The organism is Pseudomonas sp. efr-133-TYG-5, assembly GCF_030209175.1.
Classification (GTDB): domain Bacteria; phylum Pseudomonadota; class Gammaproteobacteria; order Pseudomonadales; family Pseudomonadaceae; genus Aquipseudomonas.
In genome coordinates, this window is the sequence record NZ_JARVSM010000009.1 from 244,603 (window position 1) to 265,780 (window position 21,178).

The 21,178-nt window shown below is 61.5% G+C and carries 22 protein-coding genes; 2 read left to right on the top strand and 20 right to left on the bottom strand.

Features of this window, described 5'->3' with window-relative positions; genetic code table 11:
- Positions 1 to 36: 36 nt before the first annotated feature.
- The 17 genes from QRN70_RS26005 to QRN70_RS26085 form a co-directional block, all read right to left on the bottom strand.
- Positions 37 to 597 carry a DUF1285 domain-containing protein gene (locus QRN70_RS26005; protein WP_285420718.1) on the bottom strand — a complete coding sequence of 187 codons (561 nt, stop codon included), beginning with the start codon at positions 595 to 597 and terminating at the stop codon, positions 37 to 39.
- A gap of 15 nt (positions 598 to 612) precedes the next feature.
- Positions 613 to 1,218, bottom strand: coding sequence for a DUF4823 domain-containing protein (locus tag QRN70_RS26010; RefSeq protein WP_285420719.1), 606 nt, complete (start codon positions 1,216 to 1,218; stop codon positions 613 to 615).
- Between the two features lie 169 nt (positions 1,219 to 1,387).
- Complete coding sequence (locus QRN70_RS26015) at positions 1,388 to 2,356, bottom strand: GTP 3',8-cyclase MoaA (protein ID WP_285420720.1); 969 nt, start codon at positions 2,354 to 2,356, stop codon at positions 1,388 to 1,390.
- 136 nt (positions 2,357 to 2,492) lie between these two features.
- Positions 2,493 to 3,131: a TetR/AcrR family transcriptional regulator gene (locus QRN70_RS26020; protein WP_186529565.1), complete on the bottom strand. Its 639-nt coding sequence runs from the start codon at positions 3,129 to 3,131 to the stop codon at positions 2,493 to 2,495.
- Positions 3,132 to 3,563: 432 nt separating this feature from the next.
- Positions 3,564 to 4,355 carry a TatD family hydrolase gene (locus QRN70_RS26025; protein WP_285420721.1) on the bottom strand — a complete coding sequence of 264 codons (792 nt, stop codon included), beginning with the start codon at positions 4,353 to 4,355 and terminating at the stop codon, positions 3,564 to 3,566.
- Positions 4,356 to 4,368: 13 nt separating this feature from the next.
- Positions 4,369 to 4,725: a PilZ domain-containing protein gene (locus QRN70_RS26030; RefSeq protein ID WP_285420722.1), complete on the bottom strand. Its 357-nt coding sequence runs from the start codon at positions 4,723 to 4,725 to the stop codon at positions 4,369 to 4,371.
- 57 nt (positions 4,726 to 4,782) lie between these two features.
- On the bottom strand, positions 4,783 to 5,766 hold the full coding sequence (locus QRN70_RS26035) for a DNA polymerase III subunit delta' (protein WP_285420723.1): 984 nt from the start codon (positions 5,764 to 5,766) through the stop codon (positions 4,783 to 4,785).
- Positions 5,759 to 6,391 (bottom strand): dTMP kinase, encoded by a 633-nt coding sequence (gene tmk, locus QRN70_RS26040; protein ID WP_285420724.1) that lies wholly within the window; start codon positions 6,389 to 6,391, stop codon positions 5,759 to 5,761. The genes QRN70_RS26035 and tmk overlap by 8 nt, the downstream gene beginning before the upstream one ends.
- A gap of 19 nt (positions 6,392 to 6,410) precedes the next feature.
- Entirely contained in the window at positions 6,411 to 7,586 is a 1,176-nt protein-coding gene (gene mltG, locus QRN70_RS26045; protein ID WP_285420725.1) for an endolytic transglycosylase MltG, read from the bottom strand.
- A 3-nt stretch (positions 7,587 to 7,589) separates the two neighbouring features.
- On the bottom strand, positions 7,590 to 8,405 hold the full coding sequence (pabC, locus tag QRN70_RS26050) for an aminodeoxychorismate lyase (protein ID WP_285420726.1): 816 nt from the start codon (positions 8,403 to 8,405) through the stop codon (positions 7,590 to 7,592).
- Positions 8,405 to 9,649, bottom strand: a complete 1,245-nt coding sequence (gene fabF / locus QRN70_RS26055; RefSeq protein WP_285420727.1) for a beta-ketoacyl-ACP synthase II — start codon at positions 9,647 to 9,649, stop codon at positions 8,405 to 8,407. The genes pabC and fabF overlap by 1 nt, the downstream gene beginning before the upstream one ends.
- 108 nt (positions 9,650 to 9,757) lie before the next feature.
- Positions 9,758 to 9,994 (bottom strand): acyl carrier protein, encoded by a 237-nt coding sequence (acpP, locus tag QRN70_RS26060; protein ID WP_003175607.1) that lies wholly within the window; start codon positions 9,992 to 9,994, stop codon positions 9,758 to 9,760.
- A 196-nt stretch (positions 9,995 to 10,190) separates the two neighbouring features.
- Entirely contained in the window at positions 10,191 to 10,931 is a 741-nt protein-coding gene (gene fabG, locus QRN70_RS26065) for a 3-oxoacyl-ACP reductase FabG (RefSeq protein WP_285420728.1), read from the bottom strand.
- A gap of 16 nt (positions 10,932 to 10,947) precedes the next feature.
- On the bottom strand, positions 10,948 to 11,886 hold the full coding sequence (gene fabD, locus QRN70_RS26070) for an ACP S-malonyltransferase (protein WP_285420729.1): 939 nt from the start codon (positions 11,884 to 11,886) through the stop codon (positions 10,948 to 10,950).
- Positions 11,887 to 12,012: 126 nt separating this feature from the next.
- Positions 12,013 to 13,023, bottom strand: a complete 1,011-nt coding sequence (plsX, locus tag QRN70_RS26075; RefSeq protein ID WP_285420730.1) for a phosphate acyltransferase PlsX — start codon at positions 13,021 to 13,023, stop codon at positions 12,013 to 12,015.
- 4 nt (positions 13,024 to 13,027) lie between these two features.
- Positions 13,028 to 13,210, bottom strand: a complete 183-nt coding sequence (gene rpmF / locus QRN70_RS26080; protein ID WP_003179396.1) for a 50S ribosomal protein L32 — start codon at positions 13,208 to 13,210, stop codon at positions 13,028 to 13,030.
- Positions 13,211 to 13,223: 13 nt separating this feature from the next.
- Entirely contained in the window at positions 13,224 to 13,751 is a 528-nt protein-coding gene (locus tag QRN70_RS26085; protein ID WP_285420731.1) for a YceD family protein, read from the bottom strand.
- 105 nt (positions 13,752 to 13,856) lie between these two features.
- Here QRN70_RS26085 and QRN70_RS26090 point away from each other — a divergent pair, with 105 nt between their 5' ends.
- Positions 13,857 to 14,435: a Maf family protein gene (locus tag QRN70_RS26090; protein WP_285420732.1), complete on the top strand. Its 579-nt coding sequence runs from the start codon at positions 13,857 to 13,859 to the stop codon at positions 14,433 to 14,435.
- 87 nt (positions 14,436 to 14,522) lie between these two features.
- On the opposite strand, the gene QRN70_RS26095 is transcribed toward QRN70_RS26090, so the two are convergent.
- From QRN70_RS26095 to rluC, 3 genes are read right to left on the bottom strand one after another with little or no spacing between them, the layout of a single operon-like run.
- Complete coding sequence (locus tag QRN70_RS26095; RefSeq protein WP_285420733.1) at positions 14,523 to 15,512, bottom strand: S49 family peptidase; 990 nt, start codon at positions 15,510 to 15,512, stop codon at positions 14,523 to 14,525.
- Between the two features lie 24 nt (positions 15,513 to 15,536).
- The gene (locus tag QRN70_RS26100) at positions 15,537 to 16,199 is read right to left on the bottom strand and encodes an HAD-IIIA family hydrolase (protein ID WP_285420734.1); all 663 of its coding nucleotides are present in this window, start codon (positions 16,197 to 16,199) and stop codon (positions 15,537 to 15,539) included.
- Positions 16,186 to 17,148 (bottom strand): 23S rRNA pseudouridine(955/2504/2580) synthase RluC, encoded by a 963-nt coding sequence (gene rluC / locus QRN70_RS26105; RefSeq protein ID WP_285420735.1) that lies wholly within the window; start codon positions 17,146 to 17,148, stop codon positions 16,186 to 16,188. Before rluC ends, QRN70_RS26100 begins: the two co-directional genes overlap by 14 nt.
- A 700-nt stretch (positions 17,149 to 17,848) precedes the next feature.
- On the opposite strand from rluC, the gene rne reads away from it, so the two are divergent.
- Positions 17,849 to 21,091, top strand: a complete 3,243-nt coding sequence (gene rne / locus QRN70_RS26110) for a ribonuclease E (RefSeq protein ID WP_285420736.1) — start codon at positions 17,849 to 17,851, stop codon at positions 21,089 to 21,091.
- Positions 21,092 to 21,178 lie beyond the last annotated feature (87 nt).

Below are 21,178 nucleotides of genomic sequence, written 5' to 3' on the forward strand. Positions count from 1 at the left end.
GAATTCTCCCAGGGACTGGCGCAGACAGCGATCTTTCTAGGGCTCCAGGCCGATGCGGAAGAACTCGCCGCCGCTCCACACGCCGAGCCAGCGCTGGCCGTCGATTTGCCGACTCACCGCCAGCTCGACCAATTGGTAGAACACGTTGCGGTGGATCAGCGCTTCGAGGTTGCTGCGCACATGCACGTACGGCGCTGGCTCCTCGGTCGCCGGATCGATTTCGACGCGGATCGGATGCTCGGTACCGGCCTCGGTGGTTTCATCGACGTTGGTGGTAAAGCGCAGCACCTGCGCTTCCCCCTCGCCCACGACCTCCACGGCAATGGCCACGAACGGCGCGTCGTCGACCTTGATCCCGACCTTCTCGACCGGGGTGATGAGGAAATAGTCATCGCCGTCGCGGCGGATGATGGTCGAGAACAGTTTGACCATCGGCTTGCGCCCGATCGGCGTGCCCAGGTAATACCAGGTGCCGTCGCGGGCGATGCGCATGTCGATGTCACCGCAGAAGTCCGGGTTCCACAAATGCACCGGCGGCAGGCCTTTGGTCTTGGGGATCTGTCCCAACAGGTCATTGGCTTTTTGCGGGCCACTCATGGCGTTCTCCTTGGCTTATTGGTCGCCGACTCCCAGCAGGCTGCGCGCGTATTGTTCCAGCGGCGGGCCGATGAGGTCTTCCGGCTTGTTGTCGTGGAACGTCAGTAAACCGCCACGACTCTTGATCCGTGCAGTATCAATCAAATACTGCGTGCTGGTCTCGATCAACATGATCTGGATCACACCGCCATCGATGCCGAGGCGGTCGACCGCTTCCTGGTCGAGCCACTCGTCGGAGTTGCCGATACGGTCGTCAGCCTTGGCGAAACGGGTATACAGCAGGTAATGCGCGCCGGCATCGCGCGCCTCGCCCATCGCCTGGTCGAGGCCTTCCGGGGCTCGCGCGCGGCGGACCATCGGGAAGTATTCGACAAAGCCCTTGAAGGCTTCTTCGGCGACCACGTTGGGCCGTGGATAGGCGCCACCCGGCGGCGCAAACGAACCCTGGGCGATGTAGATGAACGAGTCCGGCTGGATGCGGAAGTTGTTCACGCGGCGGCTGTCACTGTGATCCAGCAAACCGGCGTCGCTCATGTGATAGCGAGTGCCTTCGGCCATATCGCTGACATTCATGCAGCCGCCAAGTGCCAAAACGGCCAGCAGCAAAACCAGGCTACGCATCCTCATCCTCCAGAAGCCGGTGACGGAAAACCGGCGAATGGCCGTTGGATGCAGCTTTTGCGCCAGCTCAGGATCTTTGCCGGATGATCAATTGCTTTCGCCAGCAGGCTCGCTCCCACAGGATTGTGAAAAAGCCTGTAAGAGCGAGCCTGCTGGCGAAAAAGAGCGGTCAGCCGCCGATGATCTTCATGACGGTCGCGCCACCGGAGAACGCCACTTCCTGCTTGTCGCCGAGCGCCTTGACCAGCAGCCGCTGCAACGCCGGCAGCGCCTGGTGACGCGGTTTATCGAGCAGGTCGCCGACGTAGTGCCGGTTGCTCGACGACAGGCAGCCATGCAGCCACCCAGTGGACGACAGCCGCAGGCGCGAGCAGGTCCGGCAGAACGGCACGCTTTCATTGGCGATCACGCCGAAGGTACCCAGCCCGGGAATCGCATAGCGCACGGCCGTGGCATCCACCGGCGCATCGGTCTGCGCGTATTCGTAGCGCTCGCCGATCAGCGCCAGCAGTTGTTGCAGGCTGACGAACTGTTGCAGGAAGGCGTTGGAGTCCTTGGCCAGGTGCCCCATGCGCATCAGCTCGATGAAGCGCAGCTCGTAGCCGCGTTCAAGGCAGTAATCGAGCAGCGGCATGACCTGGTCGAGGTTCTGCCCGCGCAACGGCACCATGTTGACCTTGATCTTCAGCCCCGCCGCTTTGGCTTGATCCATGCCGTCGAGCACGGTTGCCAGGTCACCGCCACGGGCGATGCTGCGAAATGCCCCGGCATCGAGGGTATCGAGGGACACGTTGATTCGCCGCAAGCCGGCGTCGACCAGCAATGGCAGCTTTTTCGCCAGCAACTGGCCGTTGGTGGTCAGGCTGATGTCGTCCAGGCCCATCTGGCCAACGGCAGTCATGAACGATTCGAGCTTGGGGCTGACCAGCGGCTCGCCGCCGGTGATGCGCAAGCGTTCGATGCCGGCCGCCTCGATCAGGTAGGCCACGCCGCGAGCCATGGCTTCGGCCGACAGTTCATCCTGCGCAGCCACCAGCCGCTTGCCGTTGGGCACGCAGTAGGTACAGGCGTAATTGCAGGCTGAAGTCAGGCTGATGCGCAAATTGCGAAAACGCCTGCCTTGACGGTCAACGATCATGATCACTCCGGCGATGGGAAATCGGGCGGCTAAAACTTGACTTACAAATCAAGTTTTAGCAAGCCCTATGCCTGAGTATATTCCTGCGGTACTGCGCCATGTAGCGAAAACATGGCGCATAAGGCAACTGAATGGTTCAGGTGCTTGGCGTTTCAGGGTCACGCTTGCGCTTGTTGCCCATACGCACGCCGATGTCCATCAGGAACTGGAAGAAACCTTCCTGATCTTCCAGCACGTTGCTCCAGAACGGCGAGTGGTACAGCGCCACCGCGCCGTGCACCAGCGCCCAGGACGCGCAGTAGTGGAAGTACGGCGGCACGTCTTCCAGCTTGCCTTCGCTGATGCGGCCCTTGATCAGCAGGGTCAGGCGTTCGAAGTTCGAGGCACGGATCTTGTGCAGCTCCTCGACCATTTCCGGTACCTGATTGCCCTTGACCACCTTTTCTTCGAGGCGATCGAACAGGCGGTAGCGCTGCGGGTCACGCATGCGGAATTCGAAGTAGGCACGGGACAGCGCTTCCTTGTCCTTGTCGACGTCGGCCGAATGCAGCAGCTCGTTCAAATCGCGCTCGTAATCGAGCATCAGCCGCAGATAGATCTCGGCCTTGGACTTGAAGTGCTTGTAGATCGTGCCTTTGCCGATACCCACGGCATCAGCAATCATCTCGACGGTGACACTGTCTTCACCTTGTTCGAGGAACAGCTTGAGCGCGGTATCGAGAATTTCTTGCTCGCGGCGACGAAACTCACGGACCTTACGGGGTTCTTTGTGCATAAGAAAAGGTCTGTAGGGGTCAAAATTCGAAGCCGCGTATTATGCCTAACTTGCGCAAAAATGCACGGATCATCCGACCATATCTGTGTTTCTTGTTCATTTTGCGAACGCTGGGGGGCGAATGAGAACTCAACTGAAGCGCACGTATTCCAAATTTGTTTAAAAACCCTGACCGGCTAACTGGACTGGACGCCAGACTGATCAATACTTGAACTGTCGGGCGGCATCTCCCCCAAGTGCCGCGCCGGTAAAGGTACCAAGGGACCGCGTGCCTTTGTTTTACTCCTAATGGTCTTAACCCGGATTCACCCCCCAGAACCCGGGTTTTTTTTGCCTGCGATTTACTGATCGCTCATCTGCAGGAGCTGCCGCTGGCGGCGACCGCATGATCTGGCTTTTTTAACAGCACAAATCGCAAGCCTTCGGCAGCGCCTACAGGGCAGATTTAACACTCGCCAGCGGAAACAGTCGCTTGAAGTTCTCGGTGGTCTGCTCGGCGAAACGCTCGTAGTTTTCCCCACGCAGCATCGCCAGGAACTCTGCCACTTCGCGTACGTATTGCGGCAGGTTGGGCTTGCCGCGATAGGGAATCGGCGCCAGGTAGGGCGAGTCGGTTTCCACCAGCAGGCGATCGGCCGGGACCTTGCTCGCCACATCGCGCAAGGCATCGGCGTTGCGGAACGTGACGATCCCCGACAGGGAAATGTAATAGCCCATGTCCAGCGCAGCCTTGGCCATGTCCCAATCTTCGGTGAAGCAGTGCAGCACACCGGCCTGGGGCAGCGCGGCGTCGCGCAACAGTTCGAGGGTATCGGCACGGGCGCCGCGGGTGTGGATGATCACCGGTTTGCCAGTCTGCTGCGCCGCTTGCAGGTGCAGGCGGAACGACGCCTGCTGCAATTCGGCGGCTTCCGGCTCGTAGTGATAATCCAGGCCGGTTTCACCGATCGCCACGACCTTCGGATGATCGAGTTCATGCAGCAGCCAGTCGAGCGCCGGCGCCGCACCGGGCTGCACGTCCAGCGGGTGCACGCCGACCGAACAATCGACATCGTCGTAACGTTCGGCCAGGGCTTTGACGTCGGCGGCGTTGTCGGCACTCACGCCGATGCACAGGAAGTGCCCGACGCCGCGCCCGCGCGCCGCGTCGAGCGCGGCATCCAGGGAGCCGTCATGGGCGGCAAGGTCGAGGCGATCAAGGTGACAATGGGAATCTACGAGCATAAAAGACTGCAACTTACATCGTATGAGTGGGACGGTCGGACTTCAGCGCTCCGGCCAGATGAGTTTCAATGCGACTGCGCGCGGTGTTGTCGCCATCGTTGAATTGCACCCCGACACCGGCCGCGCGGTTGCCCTGGGCGCCCTTGGGCGTGATCCAGGCCACTTTGCCGGCCACCGGGATCTTCTCGACCTCCTCCATCAGGTTCAGCAGCATGAACACCTCATCGCCCAACTTGTAGCTCTTGTTGGTCGGGATGAACAGACCGCCATTCTTGATGAACGGCATGTAGGCGGCGTAAAGCACCGACTTGTCCTTGATGGTCAGGGATAGGATGCCGTTGCGCGGCCCCGGGCTGACAGGTTCATTCATGTTGACCTCCACTGCTGATCTTCAGAGTCTAGGCGCACACAATCGTTCTTGCGGCGATCACCGCTGTCCAGGCAACCCCGCCCACTGCACCAGCAACGCTTCGAGCAACAGCGCCGGATTGAGATTGGCCTTGCTCAGGACTTTCTGTCGCTGGGCGAGAATCCAGTCCTGGATATCCAGGACTTTACCCTGCGCGCTCTTTTGCGCCAGGTATTGCACGACCTTGCGCATGTCGGCGAGGCCCAGGCCTGCTTCATCCTGAGTCAACTGGTAGCGCAGGATCAGACTCGACCAATCGCAGAACCAGTCGAACAAGCGCAGCATCGGAATGTTTTTCCATTCCTCGGCCAGTTGCGTCGGCGATTGCTGCTGCTTGAGCAACTTCTTCACGCCTTCAACCACCTGCGCGCGCTGTTCACGTACGCCCTGCGCTTGCAGGTTGACCGCTGCCAGCGGCGAACCGGCGGCCAGGGTCAACAGTTCGACACGCTCGTCGGCGGAACATTCCGGCAACGCCCGCGCCAGCCATTCCAGGCTCATGGCCTCGCCCGGCAGCGGACAGGCCTGCTGCACACAACGGCTCTTGATGGTCGGCAGCAAGCGGCTCGGCTGATGACTGACCAGCAGCAGCACGGTATCGCCGGACGGCTCTTCGAGGCTTTTCAGCAAGGCGTTGGCGGCATTGATGTTCATCGACTCCACCGGTTCGATCAGCACCACCTTGCGCCCGCCCAGTTGCGCGGTCTGCACCACAAAACTGACCAGATCGCGCACCTGGTCGACCTTGATCGCCTTGTCCGCTTCCTCCGGCTCGAGGATGTAATTGTCCGGATGGCTGCCAGCCTTGAGCAGCAGGCAGGATTTGCACTCGCCGCACGCCTCTGGCGTCGGCCGCTGGCACAGCAGGCTGGCCATCAGACGCTCGGCGAGCGCGCGTTTGCCAATGCCGGCCGGGCCATGCAGCAGATACGCGTGGGCGTGCTGGCTACGGCCGGCCAGTTGCTGCCAGAGGCTGTCCTGCCATGGATAGGCCTCAGCCACGAATCAGCTCCAGCAAGTTCGGAATCAAGGTGTCCAGCGATTGCTGCACCTTGACCAATGGCTGACCGGCATCGATGCGCACATAGCGCGCCGGATCGGCTTCGGCGCGCTGCAGAAACGCATTGCGTACCGCTTCGAAAAACGCGCGACCTTCCAGTTCGAAACGATCCAGACGACCACGGGCACTGGCGCGGGCCAGGCCGATTTCCACCGGCAGATCGAAAATCAGCGTCAGGTCCGGACGCAGCTCGCCCTGGACGAACGTTTCCAGCGCAGCAATGCGTTCCAGCGACAGACCGCGACCGCCGCCCTGATAGGCGTACGTCGAGTCAGTAAAACGATCGCACAGTACAACCGCGCCGCGCGCCAGCGCCGGGCGGATCACTTCGGCCAGATGCTGGGCGCGTGCGGCAAACACCAGCAACAGCTCGGTGTCGGGATTCATGACTTCATCGACCGGCGCCAAGAGCACTTCGCGAATCCGCTCGGCCAGCGGCGTACCGCCAGGTTCGCGGGTCAGCACCACTTCGATACCGGCGGTGCGCAGGCGCTCGGCGAGGTACTCGCGGTTGGTGCTCTTGCCCGCGCCTTCCGGGCCTTCCAGAGTAATAAACAAGCCAGTCACAGGCAGTCCTTCATCAAAGTCATTGCGCGTTTTGCGGTGCGCCAGCGTCGGGCGCCGGCGACGATTGCTCAACCGGAACCGGCGGCAATGCCTGCGGCGCGGTATCCGGCGACGCGGCGGGAATGGTCGGCTCGGCTGCCGGCGCAGCGTCGGGCGTGGTCGCCGGCGCGGGGCTGGAGCGGTAGTCCGCACGGCGCTTGAGCTGGAACTCGCGCACGGCGTTGTTGTGCGCGTCCAGGTCGTCGGAGAACACATGGCTGCCATCGCCACGGGCAACGAAGTACAGGCTGTTGCCCTCCACCGGATTGAGTGCCGCGTGAATCGCTTCGCGGCCGACCATGGCAATCGGCGTCGGCGGCAGCCCGGGAATGACGTAGGTGTTATACGGCGTCGGTTCCTTGAGATGCGCACGGGTCAACTTGCCGGTGTAGCGGTCGCCGAGACCGTAGATCACGGTCGGATCGGTCTGCAACTGCATGCCCAGCGCCATGCGCCGTACGAACACGCCGGCAATCTGCCCGCGCTCCTGGGGAACGCCGGTTTCCTTCTCTACCAGCGAAGCCATGATCAACGCCTGATACGGTTCGGTATACGGCGCATCGGCGGAGCGTTTCTCCCACTCCTTGGCCAACACTTCGTCGAGACGATCAAATGCCTTTTTCAGCAGTTCGGTATCAGACATACCGCGCACGAAACGGTACGTATCGGGGAAGAAACGGCCTTCGGGGAACAGCCCCTTGTGACCAATCCTGGCCATCACATCGCTGTCACTCAAGCCATTCAGGGTCTGTTCGAGCTTGTCATCCTTGGCCAGTGCGGCGCGCACCTGATGGAAGGTCCAGCCTTCGACCAGGGTCAGGCTGTATTGCACCACCTCGCCACGCTTCCACAGGTCGATCAGACCGTTGACGGTCATGCCCGGCTGCATGCGGTATTCGCCACTGTGGATCGGCGTGCCGGCGAGGTTGAAGCGCCAGTAGATCCGCAGCCAGAAAGCGTCCTTGATCACGCCATCGGCTTCGAGTCCGAGAAAAGTGCGGGTCGGGGTCGACCCCTTTGGCACATCCAGCAGCTCTTCCTGCGTGATGTTCAGCGGCTGTTCCAGCGCCGAATGGATCTTCCAGGCGCTGGCGCCCAACAGCAGCCCTGCCAGAACCAGTACGGTTTCCAGCAGCAGCAAAAGTTTACGTCTCACGAATCAAGCATCCAGTAGCGTGCGGGCAATGGTTTGCAGTTTACGGGTGAGCGGGCCAACCGGCCAGCTCAGAGCAGCGCAGGCGCGTACCGGCCAGATGCCGTAGACGCTGTTGCAGACAAAGACCTCATCGGCCCATTGCAGCTGTTCGAGGCTGATGTCGGTGATTTGGCTGGGGATGCCCGATGACTCGGCCTGAAACAATATTTCGCCACGCATTACCCCGGCGACACCGCAGCGCTTCAGATCCGCCGTGACCAGTACCCCATCGCGTACCAGAAACAGGTTGCTGAACACCCCTTCGATGACCCGGCCGGCCTGATCGAGCATCAGGCCTTCGGCATGCTCGCTGTCCTGCCATTCGGCACGGGCGAGGACTTGTTCAAGACGATTCAAGTGCTTGAGACCGGCCAGCAACGGCTGCACCGACAACCGCGTGACACAGGGAAACAGGCGGATGCCCTGCTCGCCATGGGCGGCGGGATAAGCCGCGGGAGGATTGCCTTGCAGAATGCGCCGGCCGGGTGCCGCAGGATCCGGCGCATAACCGCGCAGACCGTCGCCACGGGTGAGGATGAGCTTGAGCACGCCCTCGCCCAGCGCGGCGGCGTAGGCCAGCAGCTCGCTTCGAATCAGTTCGATGTCGGCGGCAATCGCCAGACGCTTGCAGCCGTCTGCCAGGCGCGCCAGATGCCGCTCCAGCAGCACCGGGCGGCCGCCATGCACGGCAATGGTCTCGAACAGACCATCGCCGTAGGCCAGGCCGCGATCTTTCAGCGACAGCGCGTCAGCCGGTTGACCGTCGACCCAGCAGTCCATCAGCCGGCGAACCGACGGAACGCCAGCGTGCCGTTGGTGCCACCAAACCCGAAGGAGTTGGAGAGCACGACATCGATGTCCATGTTGCGCGCGGTGTGCGGCACGAAATCGAGGTCGCAGCCTTCATCCGGCTCGTCGAGGTTGATGGTCGGCGGTGCAACCTGGCTGTTGATCGCCAGTACGCTGAAGATGGCCTCGACCGCGCCCGCTGCACCCAGCAGGTGACCGGTCATGGACTTGGTCGAACTGACCGCCAGCTTGTAGGCGTGATCGCCGAACACGGTCTTGATCGCCTGGGCTTCGGCCAAATCGCCGGCCGGCGTCGAGGTGCCGTGCGCGTTGATGTACTGCACTTGATCGATGTTGATCTTGGCATCGCGCAGGGCATTGGTGATGCAGCGTGCCGCACCGGCGCCGTCGGCAGGCGGCGAGGTCATGTGGAACGCATCGCCACTGGTGCCGAACCCGATCAGCTCGGCGTAGATGGTCGCGCCGCGAGCCTTGGCGTGCTCGAGTTCTTCGAGCACCAGCGCACCAGCGCCGTCGGAAAGGACGAAGCCATCACGGCCCTTGTCCCATGGACGGCTGGCACGGGTCGGCTCGTCGTTGCGGGTCGACAGCGCACGGGACGCGCCGAAGCCGCCCATGCCGAGACCGCAGGCCGCCATTTCGGCACCGCCGGCAATCATCACGTCGGCTTCGTCGTACATGATGTTGCGCGCCGCCATGCCGATGCAGTGCGTACCGGTGGTACACGCCGTGGCGATGGCGTAGTTGGGTCCCTGTGCGCCCAGATGGATCGACAGGAAGCCGGAAATCATATTGATGATCGAGCCAGGCACGAAGAACGGTGAAATCCGTCGCGGGCCGGTTTCATGCAGGGTACGGCTGGTTTCTTCGATGTTGGTCAGACCGCCGATACCCGAACCCATGGCGACGCCGATGCGTTCACGGTTGGCGTCGGTGACTTCGAGACCTGCGTTGCGAACGGCCTGAAAACCCGCAGCCAGACCGTACTGAATGAACAGGTCGAGCTTGCGTGCTTCCTTGACCGACAGGTATTCCTCGACATTGAAGCCCTTTACCGAGCCGCCAAAGCGGGTGGAATGGGCAGAAAGGTCGGTGTGTTCGATCAGACCAATGCCACTGCGGCCAGCCAGAATGCCCTGCCAACTGCTCGGCACATCCGTGCCCAGTGGCGACAACATACCCATACCGGTGACTACGACGCGTCTACGCGACACAGCACTCTCCTTTTTCAAATGACGACTTTGCATCAGGCCTAAAGAAAAAACCGCACGCCATGATGGCAGTGCGGTTTTTCCATGACAGCGAGCAACGATTACAAACTATTACGCCTGGTGGCTAGTAACGTAGTCGATTGCAGCTTGTACAGTAGTGATCTTCTCAGCTTCTTCGTCAGGGATTTCGGTCTCGAATTCCTCTTCCAGAGCCATCACCAGCTCAACGGTGTCAAGGGAGTCGGCACCCAGGTCTTCAACGAAGGAAGCGGTGTTGACCACTTCTTCTTCTTTAACACCCAGTTGCTCGGCAACGATTTTCTTGACGCGCTCTTCGATGGTGCTCATACCTTGTTTTCACTCCTAATGGACAAATTCAGGCAGCTGGCCAGTGGGTAAGTGTATAGAAAGGCTTTTCAGCTTTTCAACTGAAAGCTTCACTCCTCAAACCCTGCGGCCCTCTGCCTATAAATAGATTGCAGCTTTATAACGGATTTTAGACAGCTCGTATGACATTTTTTTGAAGCAATCCGTCACATTTAACTTACATGTACATCCCGCCGTTTACCGGGATTGTAGCCCCGGTCACGTATGCCGCACCGTCGGATGCAAGAAAAGCGACCACGGACGCGATCTCTTGAGCTTGTCCCAGACGGCCCAGCGGAATCTGCGTCTGCAAGGCTTCACGCTGTGCTTCCGGCAGTTCGCGGGTCATATCGGTGTCGATGAACCCTGGGGTCACCGAGTTGACCGTAATCGAACGCGAACCGACTTCACGCGCCATCGCCCGGCTGAAACCTTCCAGACCGGCCTTGGCGGCTGCATAGTTTACTTGGCCTGCGTTGCCCATGGCACCCACCACCGAGCCAATACTGATAATTCGGCCCCAGCGCGCCTTGGTCATGCCGCGCAGAACGCCCTTGGACAGGCGATACAGACTGTTCAGGTTGGTATCGATGACGTCATACCATTCGTCATCTTTCATGCGCATCATCAGGTTATCGCGGGTGATACCGGCGTTATTGACCAGGATCGCCGGCGCACCGAACTGCTCCTGAATCGTTGCCAGCACCGCGCTGACGGATTCGTCGCTGGTGACGTTGAGTTCCAGACCGGTGCCCTGGATGCCATGCTCCTTGAGCGTGGCGGCAATCGCCTCGGCACCCTTGGCGGAGGTCGCGGTACCCACGACGGTGGCGCCCTGACGGCCCAGCTCCAGCGCGATAGCCTGGCCGATACCGCGGCTCGCACCGGTGACCAGTGCAACTTTACCTTGCAGACTCATGCAAGCTTCTCCTGATTCAGGCGATCGCTGCACGGGCGGCAGCGAAAGCGTCTGGGGTATTGAGGTTGGAAGTCGCCACGCCTTCGGCGCAGCGTTTGTTCAGACCGGCCAGCACTTTGCCAGGACCGCACTCGACCAGACTGGTGGCGCCTTTGGCGGCCAGGGTCTGTACGGACTCGACCCAGCGCACTGGCTTGTACAGCTGTTCGAGCAGATCACGCTTGAGGGTGTCCAGATCGGCCGGCACTTGCGCGCTGACGTTCTGTACCACCGGAATCTGCGGCGCCTGCCAGTCGATGGCGGCGATGGATTCGGCAAAACGCTCGGCCGCCGGACGCATCAGCTCGCAGTGCGACGGCACGCTGACCGGCAGCGGCATCGCACGCTTGGCGCCACGCGCCTTGCAGCCTTCGATGGCGCGATCAACGGCAGCCTTGGCACCGGCAATCACCACCTGGCCTGGGGAGTTGAAGTTGACCGCGCTGACGACTTCGCCCTGCGCCGCTTCGGCACAGGCAGCCAGCACGTCAGCGTCTTCCAGGCCGAGGATCGCGGCCATGCCGCCCTGCCCCGCCGGAACCGCTTCCTGCATCAACTGGCCACGACGCTCGACGAGCTTCACCGCGTCAGCCAGGCTCAGGCTGCCCGCTGCGACCAGCGCGCTGTACTCACCCAGGCTGTGACCGGCAACGAATGCCGGACGCGCGCCACCTTCAGCCAGCCACAGGCGCCACAGGGCGATCGAGGCGGTCAGAATGGCCGGTTGGGTTTTGTCGGTTTGATTGAGCAGCTCTTCCGGACCCTGCTGGGTCAACGCCCACAGGTCATAGCCCAGCGCGGCGGAGGCTTCTTTGAAGGTTTCGAGGATCAACGGATGTTCCGCGCCCAGCTCGGCCAGCATGCCGAGGGACTGCGAACCCTGTCCTGGAAAGACGAATGCGAGGGAAGCAGACATGTAACAAGCCCCTAATGATCTTGTCGTCGGAGAATTGGCGCCCCGCCTTTGGGGACGCAAGAAACTGACAGTTAGATGGCCCTTTGAACCGGGCGGTCACATTTAAGCATTGTCCGACGAAAACGCCTAAGACAACAAATCCTCCAGACGGCCGTGAAGGCGCTCGGGCAGATTCTCCTGGATCTCGATCAGCGCCCGCTGAATCGCACTCTGAAAGCCCTGGACGCCGGCAGAACCGTGACTTTTCACGACAATTCCCTGCAAACCGAGGAAGCTTGCGCCGTTGTGTCGCGCCGGTGCCAGGTCGGCCTGCAGACGCTTCATCAGCGGCAGTGCCAGGGCACCGATGGCGCGGGAGGCAAGATTGCGCTTGAACAGCGCCTCGATGCGCGCGGCGATCATGGTCGCCAGGCCTTCGCTGGACTTGAGTAGGATATTGCCGACAAAACCGTCGCAAACCACCACATCCGCCTCGCCGCGATACAGCCCGTCACCCTCGACGAAACCGATGTAGTTGATGCCGCGGGCGCCCTGCAACAGGGTCGCAGCGAGCTTGACCTGCTGATTGCCCTTGATGTCTTCGGTGCCGATGTTCAGCAGCGCCACGCGTGGCCGGGCGATCCCGAGCGTCTGCGCCGCCACCGAGCCCATCACCGCAAACTGCAACAGATGCTCGGCGCTGCAATCGACGTTGGCGCCGAGGTCGAGCAACTGGCAGTAACCTGTCTGTGTCGGGATCGCCGCCACCATCGCCGGCCGATCGATGCCCGGCAATGTCTTCAGCACGAATCGCGACAGCGCCATCAACGCACCGGTATTACCGGCACTGACACAGGCCTGAGCCTTGCCGTCGCGCACCAGCTCAAGGGCAATGCGCATCGACGAATCCGGCTTGCCACGCAGGGCCTGGGTCGGCTTCTCGTCCATGGTGATGACTTCGGAGGCCGGGACAATCGTCAGGCGCGCGCGATCGGCAGCCGACTGGCCGTTGATCAGTTCTTCAAGAAGGGAGGGTTGACCGACGAGGGTCAGGTGCAGCGAGGGCGTAGCAGAAAGGCAAGCAAGGCTGGCCTGAACAATGCTGCGGGGACCGAAGTCCCCGCCCATTGCGTCAATCGCGATGACTTGAGCGGACAAGTGATTACTCGTCAGCGCCCTTGTCGATCACTTTACGGCCACGGTATACGCCTTCTGGCGATACGTGGTGACGCAGGTGAACTTCACCGGTGGTTTTTTCTACAGACAGGGTGCTAGCCTCGAGAGCGTCGTGCGAACGGCGCATGTCACGGGCAGAGCGGGATTTTTTGTTCTGCTGAACAGCCATAATTGATTAACTCCTAAACGTTTGGGTCACGCTTTAACTGCGCCAATACACTGAACGGGTTGGACCGCGTTACCTCGTCCTCGCTCGATACGGGTTCATCTGCTCCCGCCGGCTGCTGGCATTCTTCCGGATGATGAGCAGGCACAATGGGCAAGGCGAGCAGAAGCTCCTCCTCGATCAGTGACTGCAGATCCAATGGATCTTCGCCCAGTTCCAGCACGTCATAACCTTTCGGTAACGACTGGGTATTCGCACCCTCCTTCACCACGGCGTAACTGCATTCGCTGTGGATCGGCAGGGTGACCAGCTCAAGACAACGCTGGCAAACCATTTTGACTTCGGTGTCGATAACGCTGTGGATCACCACAGATTTACGTTCATCTCGTTCAAAAACGAATTTGGCCTGCACCGTACCGACATCGTCGGAAAGCGGGTCGCAGAGTCTCTTCAAATCGGCCAGCAGCAGTTCACCTTGAAGGGTGGTGCCACGGTCAGCCAATTTGCGCGGGTCAACGTGAGGTGGAATCGGGTCATTCAACATAGGCGCAGCATTATAGGGATGCACCCACCCATGTCAAAGGAAATTGTGCCCTGTCCGTCACTTGCACGCCTCCGCTAGAATTCACACCTGCCTCTGGAGACGCGAATGCTGCCTTTATTACTCGCTTCAAGCTCGACCTATCGTCGGGAATTGCTCAGCCGCCTGCGCCTGCCGTTCGTCTGCAGCTCGCCGGACATCGACGAAAGCCATCGTCCGGGCGAGTCCGCCATCGAACTGGTCAAACGTCTCGCCGAACAGAAAGCCCGGGCACTGGCCACCAGCCATCCCGACCACCTGATCATCGGCTCGGACCAGGTCGCTGCCCTCGGCGAGCGGATCATCGGCAAGCCGCACACCTTCGACAAGGCCCGCGAGCAGCTGATGGCCGCCAGCGGCGCCAGCGTCAGCTTTCTCACCGGCCTGGCCCTGCTCAACAGCCGGACCGGCCGGATCCAGGTCGACTGCGTGCCCTTCACCGTGCACATGCGCCACCTCGACGCAACGCGCATCGAACGCTACCTGCACGCCGAACAGCCGTACGACTGCGCTGGCAGCTTCAAGGCCGAAGGCCTCGGCGTGAGCCTGTTCCAGGCCACCGAAGGGCCGGACGCCACCAGCCTGATCGGCCTGCCGCTGATTCGCCTGATCGACATGCTGCTCGCCGAAGGCGTGCAAATCCCCTAAAGCAAAAGATCGCAGCCTTCGCCAGCCCCCTGCATCAATCCCTGCAGGAGCCGCCGAAGACTGCGACCTTCTGATCCTTGCAACGAATCAGCGCAACGAAGGCCCGTGGAAACCCATCCACATCGCCAACTGCTCAGCGACACTGGCACCGAGCTTTTTCGAAAAGCGATCGAACGGCGACTCCTGGACGGTGAAGTCCACCAATTCCTTTTCGCCAATCACATCACGTGCTACCGAACTGGCATTGCCCAGGCCATCGATCAGCCCCAGCGGCAGCGCCTGCTCGCCGGACCAGACCAGGCCGGAGAACAACTCCGGATGCTCCTTGTCCTTCAAGCGATCGCCACGACCCTGCTTGACGCTGTTGATGAACTGCTTGTGCGTGGTATCCAGCACCGTTTGCCAGAACGCCGTCTCGTCCGGCTTCTGCGGCTGGAACGGATCAAGGAACGCCTTGTGCTCGCCCGAGGTGTAGGTGCGCCGCTCGACTCCCAGCTTGTCCATGGTGCCGACGAAGCCGTAACCCGCCGCGGTGACACCGATGGAACCGACCAGGCTCGCCTTGTCGGCGTAGATCTGATCCGCCGCACTGGCGATGTAATAGGCACCAGACGCGCCAAGATCGGAAATGACCGCATACAGCTTGGTATCCGGGTGCAGGCCGCGCAGCCGCTTGATCTCGTCATACACGTAGCCGGACTGCACCGGACTGCCGCCCGGGCTGTTGATGCGCAGGATCACGCCCTTGACCTTTTTGTCCTCGAAGGCCGCCCGCAGGCTGCCGACGATGTTATCGGCACTGGCCGGCTCCTTGTCGGCAATCATGCCGGTGACGTCGATCAGCGCGGTGTAGTTCGGGCCACGCGTGGCGCTTTTTTCCATGTCCATCAACGGCGTGAACAGGATCAGCGCGACAAACAGGTAGACGAACGTCAGCAGCTTGAAGAAGATCCCCCACCGCCGCGAACGACGCTGCTCCTGCACACCCGCCAGAAGGGTCTTTTCCAGCAGCTTCCAGCTTTTCTCGTCACCGTCGTCGGCACTCGCCTTGGCCGGTGCTTTCCATTCGTCGGTCATGCCATCTACCCCAGCAAAATCGTATTAGGCCTGCTCTGCCAGCCAGGCGTGCAATTCGGAAAAACGGTCGATCGACAGACGCGGCTCGTAGGCCTGCAACGCCTCGATCGATTGCGCGCCATAACTGACCGCCACCGAAGCCATCCCGGCGTTGCGCGCCATTTGCAGGTCGAAGGACGAGTCGCCGACCATCAGCGCCTGCTCCGCGCTTACGCCGCAATGGGCGAGGATCTGTTCCAGCATCAGAGGGTGCGGCTTGCTGGCAGTTTCATCGGCGGCACGCGTGATATCGAAATAATCTTCCCAGCCGTGGGCCTTGAGCACCCGATCCAGCCCGCGACGATTCTTGCCGGTCGCGACCGCCAGGTGATAGCCCTGCTCGCGAAACGACGCCATCGACTCGACAACACCTTCGAACAACGGCGAAGGTACGGCTTCTGCGGCGATGTAGTGATCGGCGTAATACTCGCGAAACGCGAGCATTTCGGCGTCGCTGATTTCCGGGTACAAGGTACGGATCGCCTCAGGCAAGCCGAGACCGATGATGCCCTTGACGGCAAAATCGTCGCGCAACTCGAAGCCGGAACGCCCGGACGCGGAATGCATGGCCTCCACAATCCGGCCAATGGAATCGGCGAGGGTGCCGTCCCAATCGAAAATCAGCAGTTTGTAGTCAGATGGGCGCACTCAATCGCTCCACGGTCTTGGCCCACATTTCATCGACCGGTGCCTGCAACTTGAGCTCACCGCCATCGGGCAGCGGCACGGTCAGCATGTAGGCGTGCAGGAACAGGCGCTTGCCGCCCAGGTCACGGATTTCCTTGCTGAACGCGTCATCGCCATACTTGGTGTCACCCGCAATGCAGTGCCCGGCGTGCAACGTGTGGACGCGGATCTGATGCGTGCGACCGGTGATCGGCTTGGCTTCGATCAGCGTGGCAAAGTCGCCGAAGCGGCGCAGGACCTTGAACACGGTCACCGACTCCTTGCCCTCCTCCTCGTCGACTTCGACCATGCGCTCGCCGGAGCGCAGATTGCTCTTGCCGAGCGCCGCGCGCACCTGCTTGATCGAGGTCGCCCAGTTGCCGCGAACCAGCGCCATATAGCGCTTGTCGACACCATCACCGCGCAATGCGGCGTGCAGGTGGCGCAACATGCTGCGTTTCTTGGCGATCATCAGCAGGCCGGAGGTATCACGGTCGAGACGGTGAACCAGCTCCAGCTCCTTGGCATCGGGGCGCAACTGACGAAAGGCTTCGATCACGCCGTAATTCAGGCCGCTGCCGCCGTGAACCGCAATGCCGGCGGGCTTGTTGATCACGATCAGGGCTTTGTCTTCGTAGATGATCGAGGCTTCCAGGCGCTGCAACAGGCCTTGGGCCAGAGGCACCGGTTCGTCGCGCTCAGGCACGCGAACCGGCGGCACGCGCACGATATCGCCGGCCTGCAGCTTGTATTCGGGCTTGATCCGACCCTTGTTCACTCGCACTTCGCCTTTGCGCAAAATGCGGTAAATCAAAGTCTTGGGCACGCCTTTGAGCCGGGCGAGAAGAAAATTGTCGATGCGTTGGCCGGCATATTCCGGCGAGACCTCAAGCAATTGAACGCCTGGAGTCGAAGGGGCAGTAGTCGTCATGGCGGCGATGATAACAATTTTTTATGGAATTGAAGCACTTAATCATTGCTGCTATAGTCGCGAACGCCGCCAAAAGCGGCCTGGACAGCGGAACCACGGTCAAAAACCGGCCCTGACCAACGCAATTCACCAGGACGCGAGGCCGTCCTACGGGGCTTTCGCTACGTAACGGTGGAGTTTGCAGCTGTAACAAGCGCAGGTGACATGAGGCCTGAATCACGCCGCAAAGCAGAGTTTTCACTCGCTGCGCGCGCTCATATTCACGGCCAGTTCACAAAGTGCAGTCAGCGGCGAATGACCCCGAGCGAAGGCTTCGGAAACACCGCCTAAATTAGCCATGATGCGTGACCTCCCCTTTCGGAGCTCACGGTAAATGCCAACCCGCTGCGGATTCTGCGCGCGGCAGCACCCGAATTATCAGGGATACGTGTAGGGTGGAGATGCACAACCGCTGGACTGTGTAGCAATAGGCTTTATCAAGACGCTTCATCTCGTCCACAGCCGCCGGTTGATTCCTCCTCCTGACTGAGTGCTTAAGTAGCCACAGCAAGCAGGACGCGTACGTCGCGATATCGGCCCAATTGGCCTGGCATCGCTGGACACGGGAATGGCCAACCACTCCCGACGCACCTGACACCGACCATGAGAAGTCGTGTGTGCCGAACGCCGTTTCCGGCAGCCCGGAAACCGACGGTACTACATGAAAAGAATGCTGATTAACGCAACTCAACCCGAAGAGTTGCGTGTTGCACTGGTAGATGGCCAGCGCCTCTACGACCTGGACATCGAATCCGGTGCACGCGAGCAGAAAAAGGCCAACATCTATAAAGGCCGTATCACTCGCATCGAACCAAGCCTTGAGGCTGCCTTTGTCGATTTCGGCTCCGAGCGCCACGGCTTCCTGCCCCTCAAAGAAATCTCCCGCGAATACTTCAAGAAAGCCCCTGAAGGCCGCGTCAACATCAAGGACGTCCTGAGCGAAGGCCAGGAAGTCATCGTCCAGGTCGAAAAAGAAGAACGCGGCAACAAGGGCGCAGCCCTGACCACGTTCATCAGCCTCGCCGGCCGTTACCTGGTACTGATGCCGAACAACCCGCGTGCCGGTGGCATCTCCCGCCGCATCGAAGGCGAAGAGCGCAACGAACTGCGCGAAGCACTGAACGGCCTGGTGGCACCTGCCGACATGGGCCTGATCGTGCGCACTGCCGGCCTGGGCCGCAGCAGCGAAGAAATGCAGTGGGACCTCGACTACCTGCTGCAACTGTGGACTTCCATCAAGGAAGCCTCGCTGGATCGTTCCGCGCCATTCCTGATCTACCAGGAAAGCAACGTCATCATCCGCGCCGTGCGTGACTACCTGCGCCAGGACATCGGCGAAGTGCTGATCGACAGCGTCGAAGCCCAGGACGAAGCCCTGACCTTCATCCGCCAGGTGATGCCGCAGTACGCCAGCAAGATCAAGCTGTACGAAGACAGCGTTCCGCTGTTCAACCGTTTCCAGATCGAAAGCCAGATCGAGACCGCCTTCCAGCGCGTCGTCGAACTGCCGTCCGGCGGCTCCATCGTTATCGATCCGACCGAAGCCCTGGTGTCCATCGACATCAACTCGGCGCGCGCCACCAAAGGCAGCGACATCGAAGAAACCGCCCTGCAGACCAACCTTGAAGCTGCCGAAGAAATCGCCCGTCAGTTACGCCTGCGCGACATCGGCGGCCTGATCGTCATCGACTTCATCGACATGACCCCGGCCAAGAACCAGCGCGCCGTGGAAGAAAAAGTCCGCGAATGCCTGGAAGCCGACCGCGCCCGCGTGCAGATCGGCCGCATCTCGCGCTTCGGCCTGCTGGAAATGTCCCGTCAGCGCCTGCGTCCGTCCCTGGGCGAAAGCAGCGGCATCGTCTGCCCACGCTGCAGCGGCACCGGCATCATCCGTGACGTCGAATCGCTGTCGCTGGCGATCCTGCGCCTGATCGAAGAAGAAGCCCTGAAAGATCGCACTGCCGAAGTGCGTGCCCAGGTGCCGATCCCGGTCGCCGCGTTCCTGCTCAACGAAAAACGCAACTCGATCACCAAGATCGAACTGCGCACCCGCGCCCGCATCGTCATCCTGCCGAACGACCACCTCGAAACCCCGCATTTCGAAGTTCAGCGCCTGCGTGACGACAGCCCGGAAGCCGCGACCAACCAGTCCAGCTACGAAATCGCTGCTGCCGCTGCCGAAGTCGAAGAAGTCCAGCCAGCCGCCGCGACCCGCACCCTGGTTCGCCAGGAAGCCGCAGTCAAGACTGCACCGGCCCGTGCCAACGCGCCGGTTCCGACCGAAGTCGCCGCGCCTGCGCCAGTGGCCGCCCCGGCCACCGCGCCGGAACCAAGCCTGTTCAAGGGCCTGGTGAAGTCGTTGGTCAGCCTGTTCGCCAGCAAGGAAGAGCCAGTTGCACCGGTCGTGGTCGAGAAACCTGCCACCGAGCGCCCGGCACGCAACGAAGAACGTCGCAACGGTCGCCAGCAGAGCCGCAACCGTAACGGTCGCCGCGATGAAGAGCGCAAGCCGCGCGAAGAACGTGCCCCGCGTGAAGAGCGCGCCCCACGCGAGCCGCGTGAAGAGCGTCAGCCACGTGAAGCCCGTGAAGCGCGCGAGCCACGTGAGGCCCGTGACGAAGCACCGGTAGCCCGCGAGGAACGCGCACCACGCGCGCCACGTGAAGAACGTGCACCGCGCGCCCCGCGTGAAGAGCGCAAGCCACGTGGCGAGCGTGAAGAACGCGTACGTGAACTGCGCGAGCCACTGGATGCCGCTCCGGCAGCCGCTGCCGTTGCCGCCACTGCCGAAGAGCGTCCGGCTCGTCAGCCACGCGAAGAGCGTGCGCCACGTCCACCGCGCGAAGAGCGTCAACCGCGTGCCGAACAGGCCGCTGCTGCCGTCGCCGAAGAAGAAGTCACCAGCAACGAAGAGCAACTGCCGGAAGACGGTCAGGACAACGCCGAAGGCGATCGTCCACGTCGTCGCTCCCGTGGTCAGCGTCGTCGCAGCAACCGTCGCGAGCGTCAGCGTGATGCCAACGGCAACGTGATCGAAGGTTCGGAAGAGTCCGAGTCCGGCGAAAACGCTGCTGCAGCCAGCTCTGCCGACCTGGCTGCCGGCCTGGCGGTCACCGCCGCTGTTGCCAGCAGCGTGATCAGCGCCCCGGCCGAAGCACAGGCTCACGAGCAAGCCGAACGCGCCACCGCCGCCACCCTGGAAAGCGCTCCAGTGGAAGCACCGGTCGTCGAAGCGACCTCGCCAGTGGAAGTGACTGCTGCACCGGAAGTCGAAGTGGCACCGGCTCGCGAAGAACAGCCTCAGGCTGAAGTCGCGGCCGAACCAGCCGTGGTTGCCGAAACGCCGGTGGTGGTGGAAGAAGCCGCTGTCGAAACCGTGGCTGAAACCGTGACCGAGACGGTGCGTGAAGTTCGTGAAGAACAGACCGCCTTCAACTGGGTGGCCGAGCCTGCCGTCGCTGAGACCCCGGCGCCAGTGGTCGAAGCCCCGGTGGTTGAAGAAGCCAAGGCTGCCGAACCCGTGGTTGAAGCCGCGGCACCTGCACCAGCGCCGGTCGTTGAAGCACCAGTGGTTGAAGCACCGGTAGTGGCCGAAGCACCTGCTGAAACCGCTCCGGTCAGCGCGTTGACCCCTAACGGTCGTGCGCCGAACGATCCGCGTGAAGTGCGTCGTCGCAAGCGTGAAGCCGAGCGCCTGCAGAAGGAAGCCGAACTGGCTGCCGCTGCCGCTCCGGCTGTTGCCGAACCCGCCGCCGCTGAAGTGATCGAGGCAGCTCCTGCCCCGCTCACTGAAGAAGCTGCTGTCGAGTCGGTGATCGCTGAAGCACCACGTTCCGTTCAGGACGCGGTCGAGCACCACGCCCAGGCCGAGGAAAAAGAACACGAGCCTAAACCACTCGTCTGATTCCAAGCGCCATTAAAAAGCCCCCGCCTGAGCAATCAGGCGGGGGCTTTTTTATGCGTTCAAGACCGATCGAAGCTTCATCGGCTG

What these genes read in the sequence shown, in the direction of transcription:
- QRN70_RS26005 (WP_285420718.1), bottom strand. Translation starts at nt 597, where the DNA reads ATGAGTGGCCCGCAAAAAGCCAATGACCTGTTGGGACAGATCCCCAAG.
- QRN70_RS26010 (WP_285420719.1), bottom strand. Translation starts at nt 1,218, where the DNA reads ATGCGTAGCCTGGTTTTGCTGCTGGCCGTTTTGGCACTTGGCGGCTGC.
- QRN70_RS26015 (WP_285420720.1), bottom strand. Translation starts at nt 2,356, where the DNA reads ATGATCGTTGACCGTCAAGGCAGGCGTTTTCGCAATTTGCGCATCAGC.
- QRN70_RS26020 (WP_186529565.1), bottom strand. Translation starts at nt 3,131, where the DNA reads ATGCACAAAGAACCCCGTAAGGTCCGTGAGTTTCGTCGCCGCGAGCAA.
- QRN70_RS26025 (WP_285420721.1), bottom strand. Translation starts at nt 4,355, where the DNA reads ATGCTCGTAGATTCCCATTGTCACCTTGATCGCCTCGACCTTGCCGCC.
- QRN70_RS26030 (WP_285420722.1), bottom strand. Translation starts at nt 4,725, where the DNA reads ATGAATGAACCTGTCAGCCCGGGGCCGCGCAACGGCATCCTATCCCTG.
- pabC (WP_285420726.1), bottom strand. Translation starts at nt 8,405, where the DNA reads ATGGACTGCTGGGTCGACGGTCAACCGGCTGACGCGCTGTCGCTGAAA.
- acpP (WP_003175607.1), bottom strand. Translation starts at nt 9,994, where the DNA reads ATGAGCACCATCGAAGAGCGCGTCAAGAAAATCGTTGCCGAGCAACTG.
- fabG (WP_285420728.1), bottom strand. Translation starts at nt 10,931, where the DNA reads ATGAGTCTGCAAGGTAAAGTTGCACTGGTCACCGGTGCGAGCCGCGGT.
- fabD (WP_285420729.1), bottom strand. Translation starts at nt 11,886, where the DNA reads ATGTCTGCTTCCCTCGCATTCGTCTTTCCAGGACAGGGTTCGCAGTCC.
- rpmF (WP_003179396.1), bottom strand. Translation starts at nt 13,210, where the DNA reads ATGGCTGTTCAGCAGAACAAAAAATCCCGCTCTGCCCGTGACATGCGC.
- QRN70_RS26085 (WP_285420731.1), bottom strand. Translation starts at nt 13,751, where the DNA reads ATGTTGAATGACCCGATTCCACCTCACGTTGACCCGCGCAAATTGGCT.
- QRN70_RS26090 (WP_285420732.1), top strand. Translation starts at nt 13,857, where the DNA reads ATGCTGCCTTTATTACTCGCTTCAAGCTCGACCTATCGTCGGGAATTG.
- QRN70_RS26095 (WP_285420733.1), bottom strand. Translation starts at nt 15,512, where the DNA reads ATGACCGACGAATGGAAAGCACCGGCCAAGGCGAGTGCCGACGACGGT.
- rluC (WP_285420735.1), bottom strand. Translation starts at nt 17,148, where the DNA reads ATGACGACTACTGCCCCTTCGACTCCAGGCGTTCAATTGCTTGAGGTC.
- rne (WP_285420736.1), top strand. Translation starts at nt 17,849, where the DNA reads ATGAAAAGAATGCTGATTAACGCAACTCAACCCGAAGAGTTGCGTGTT.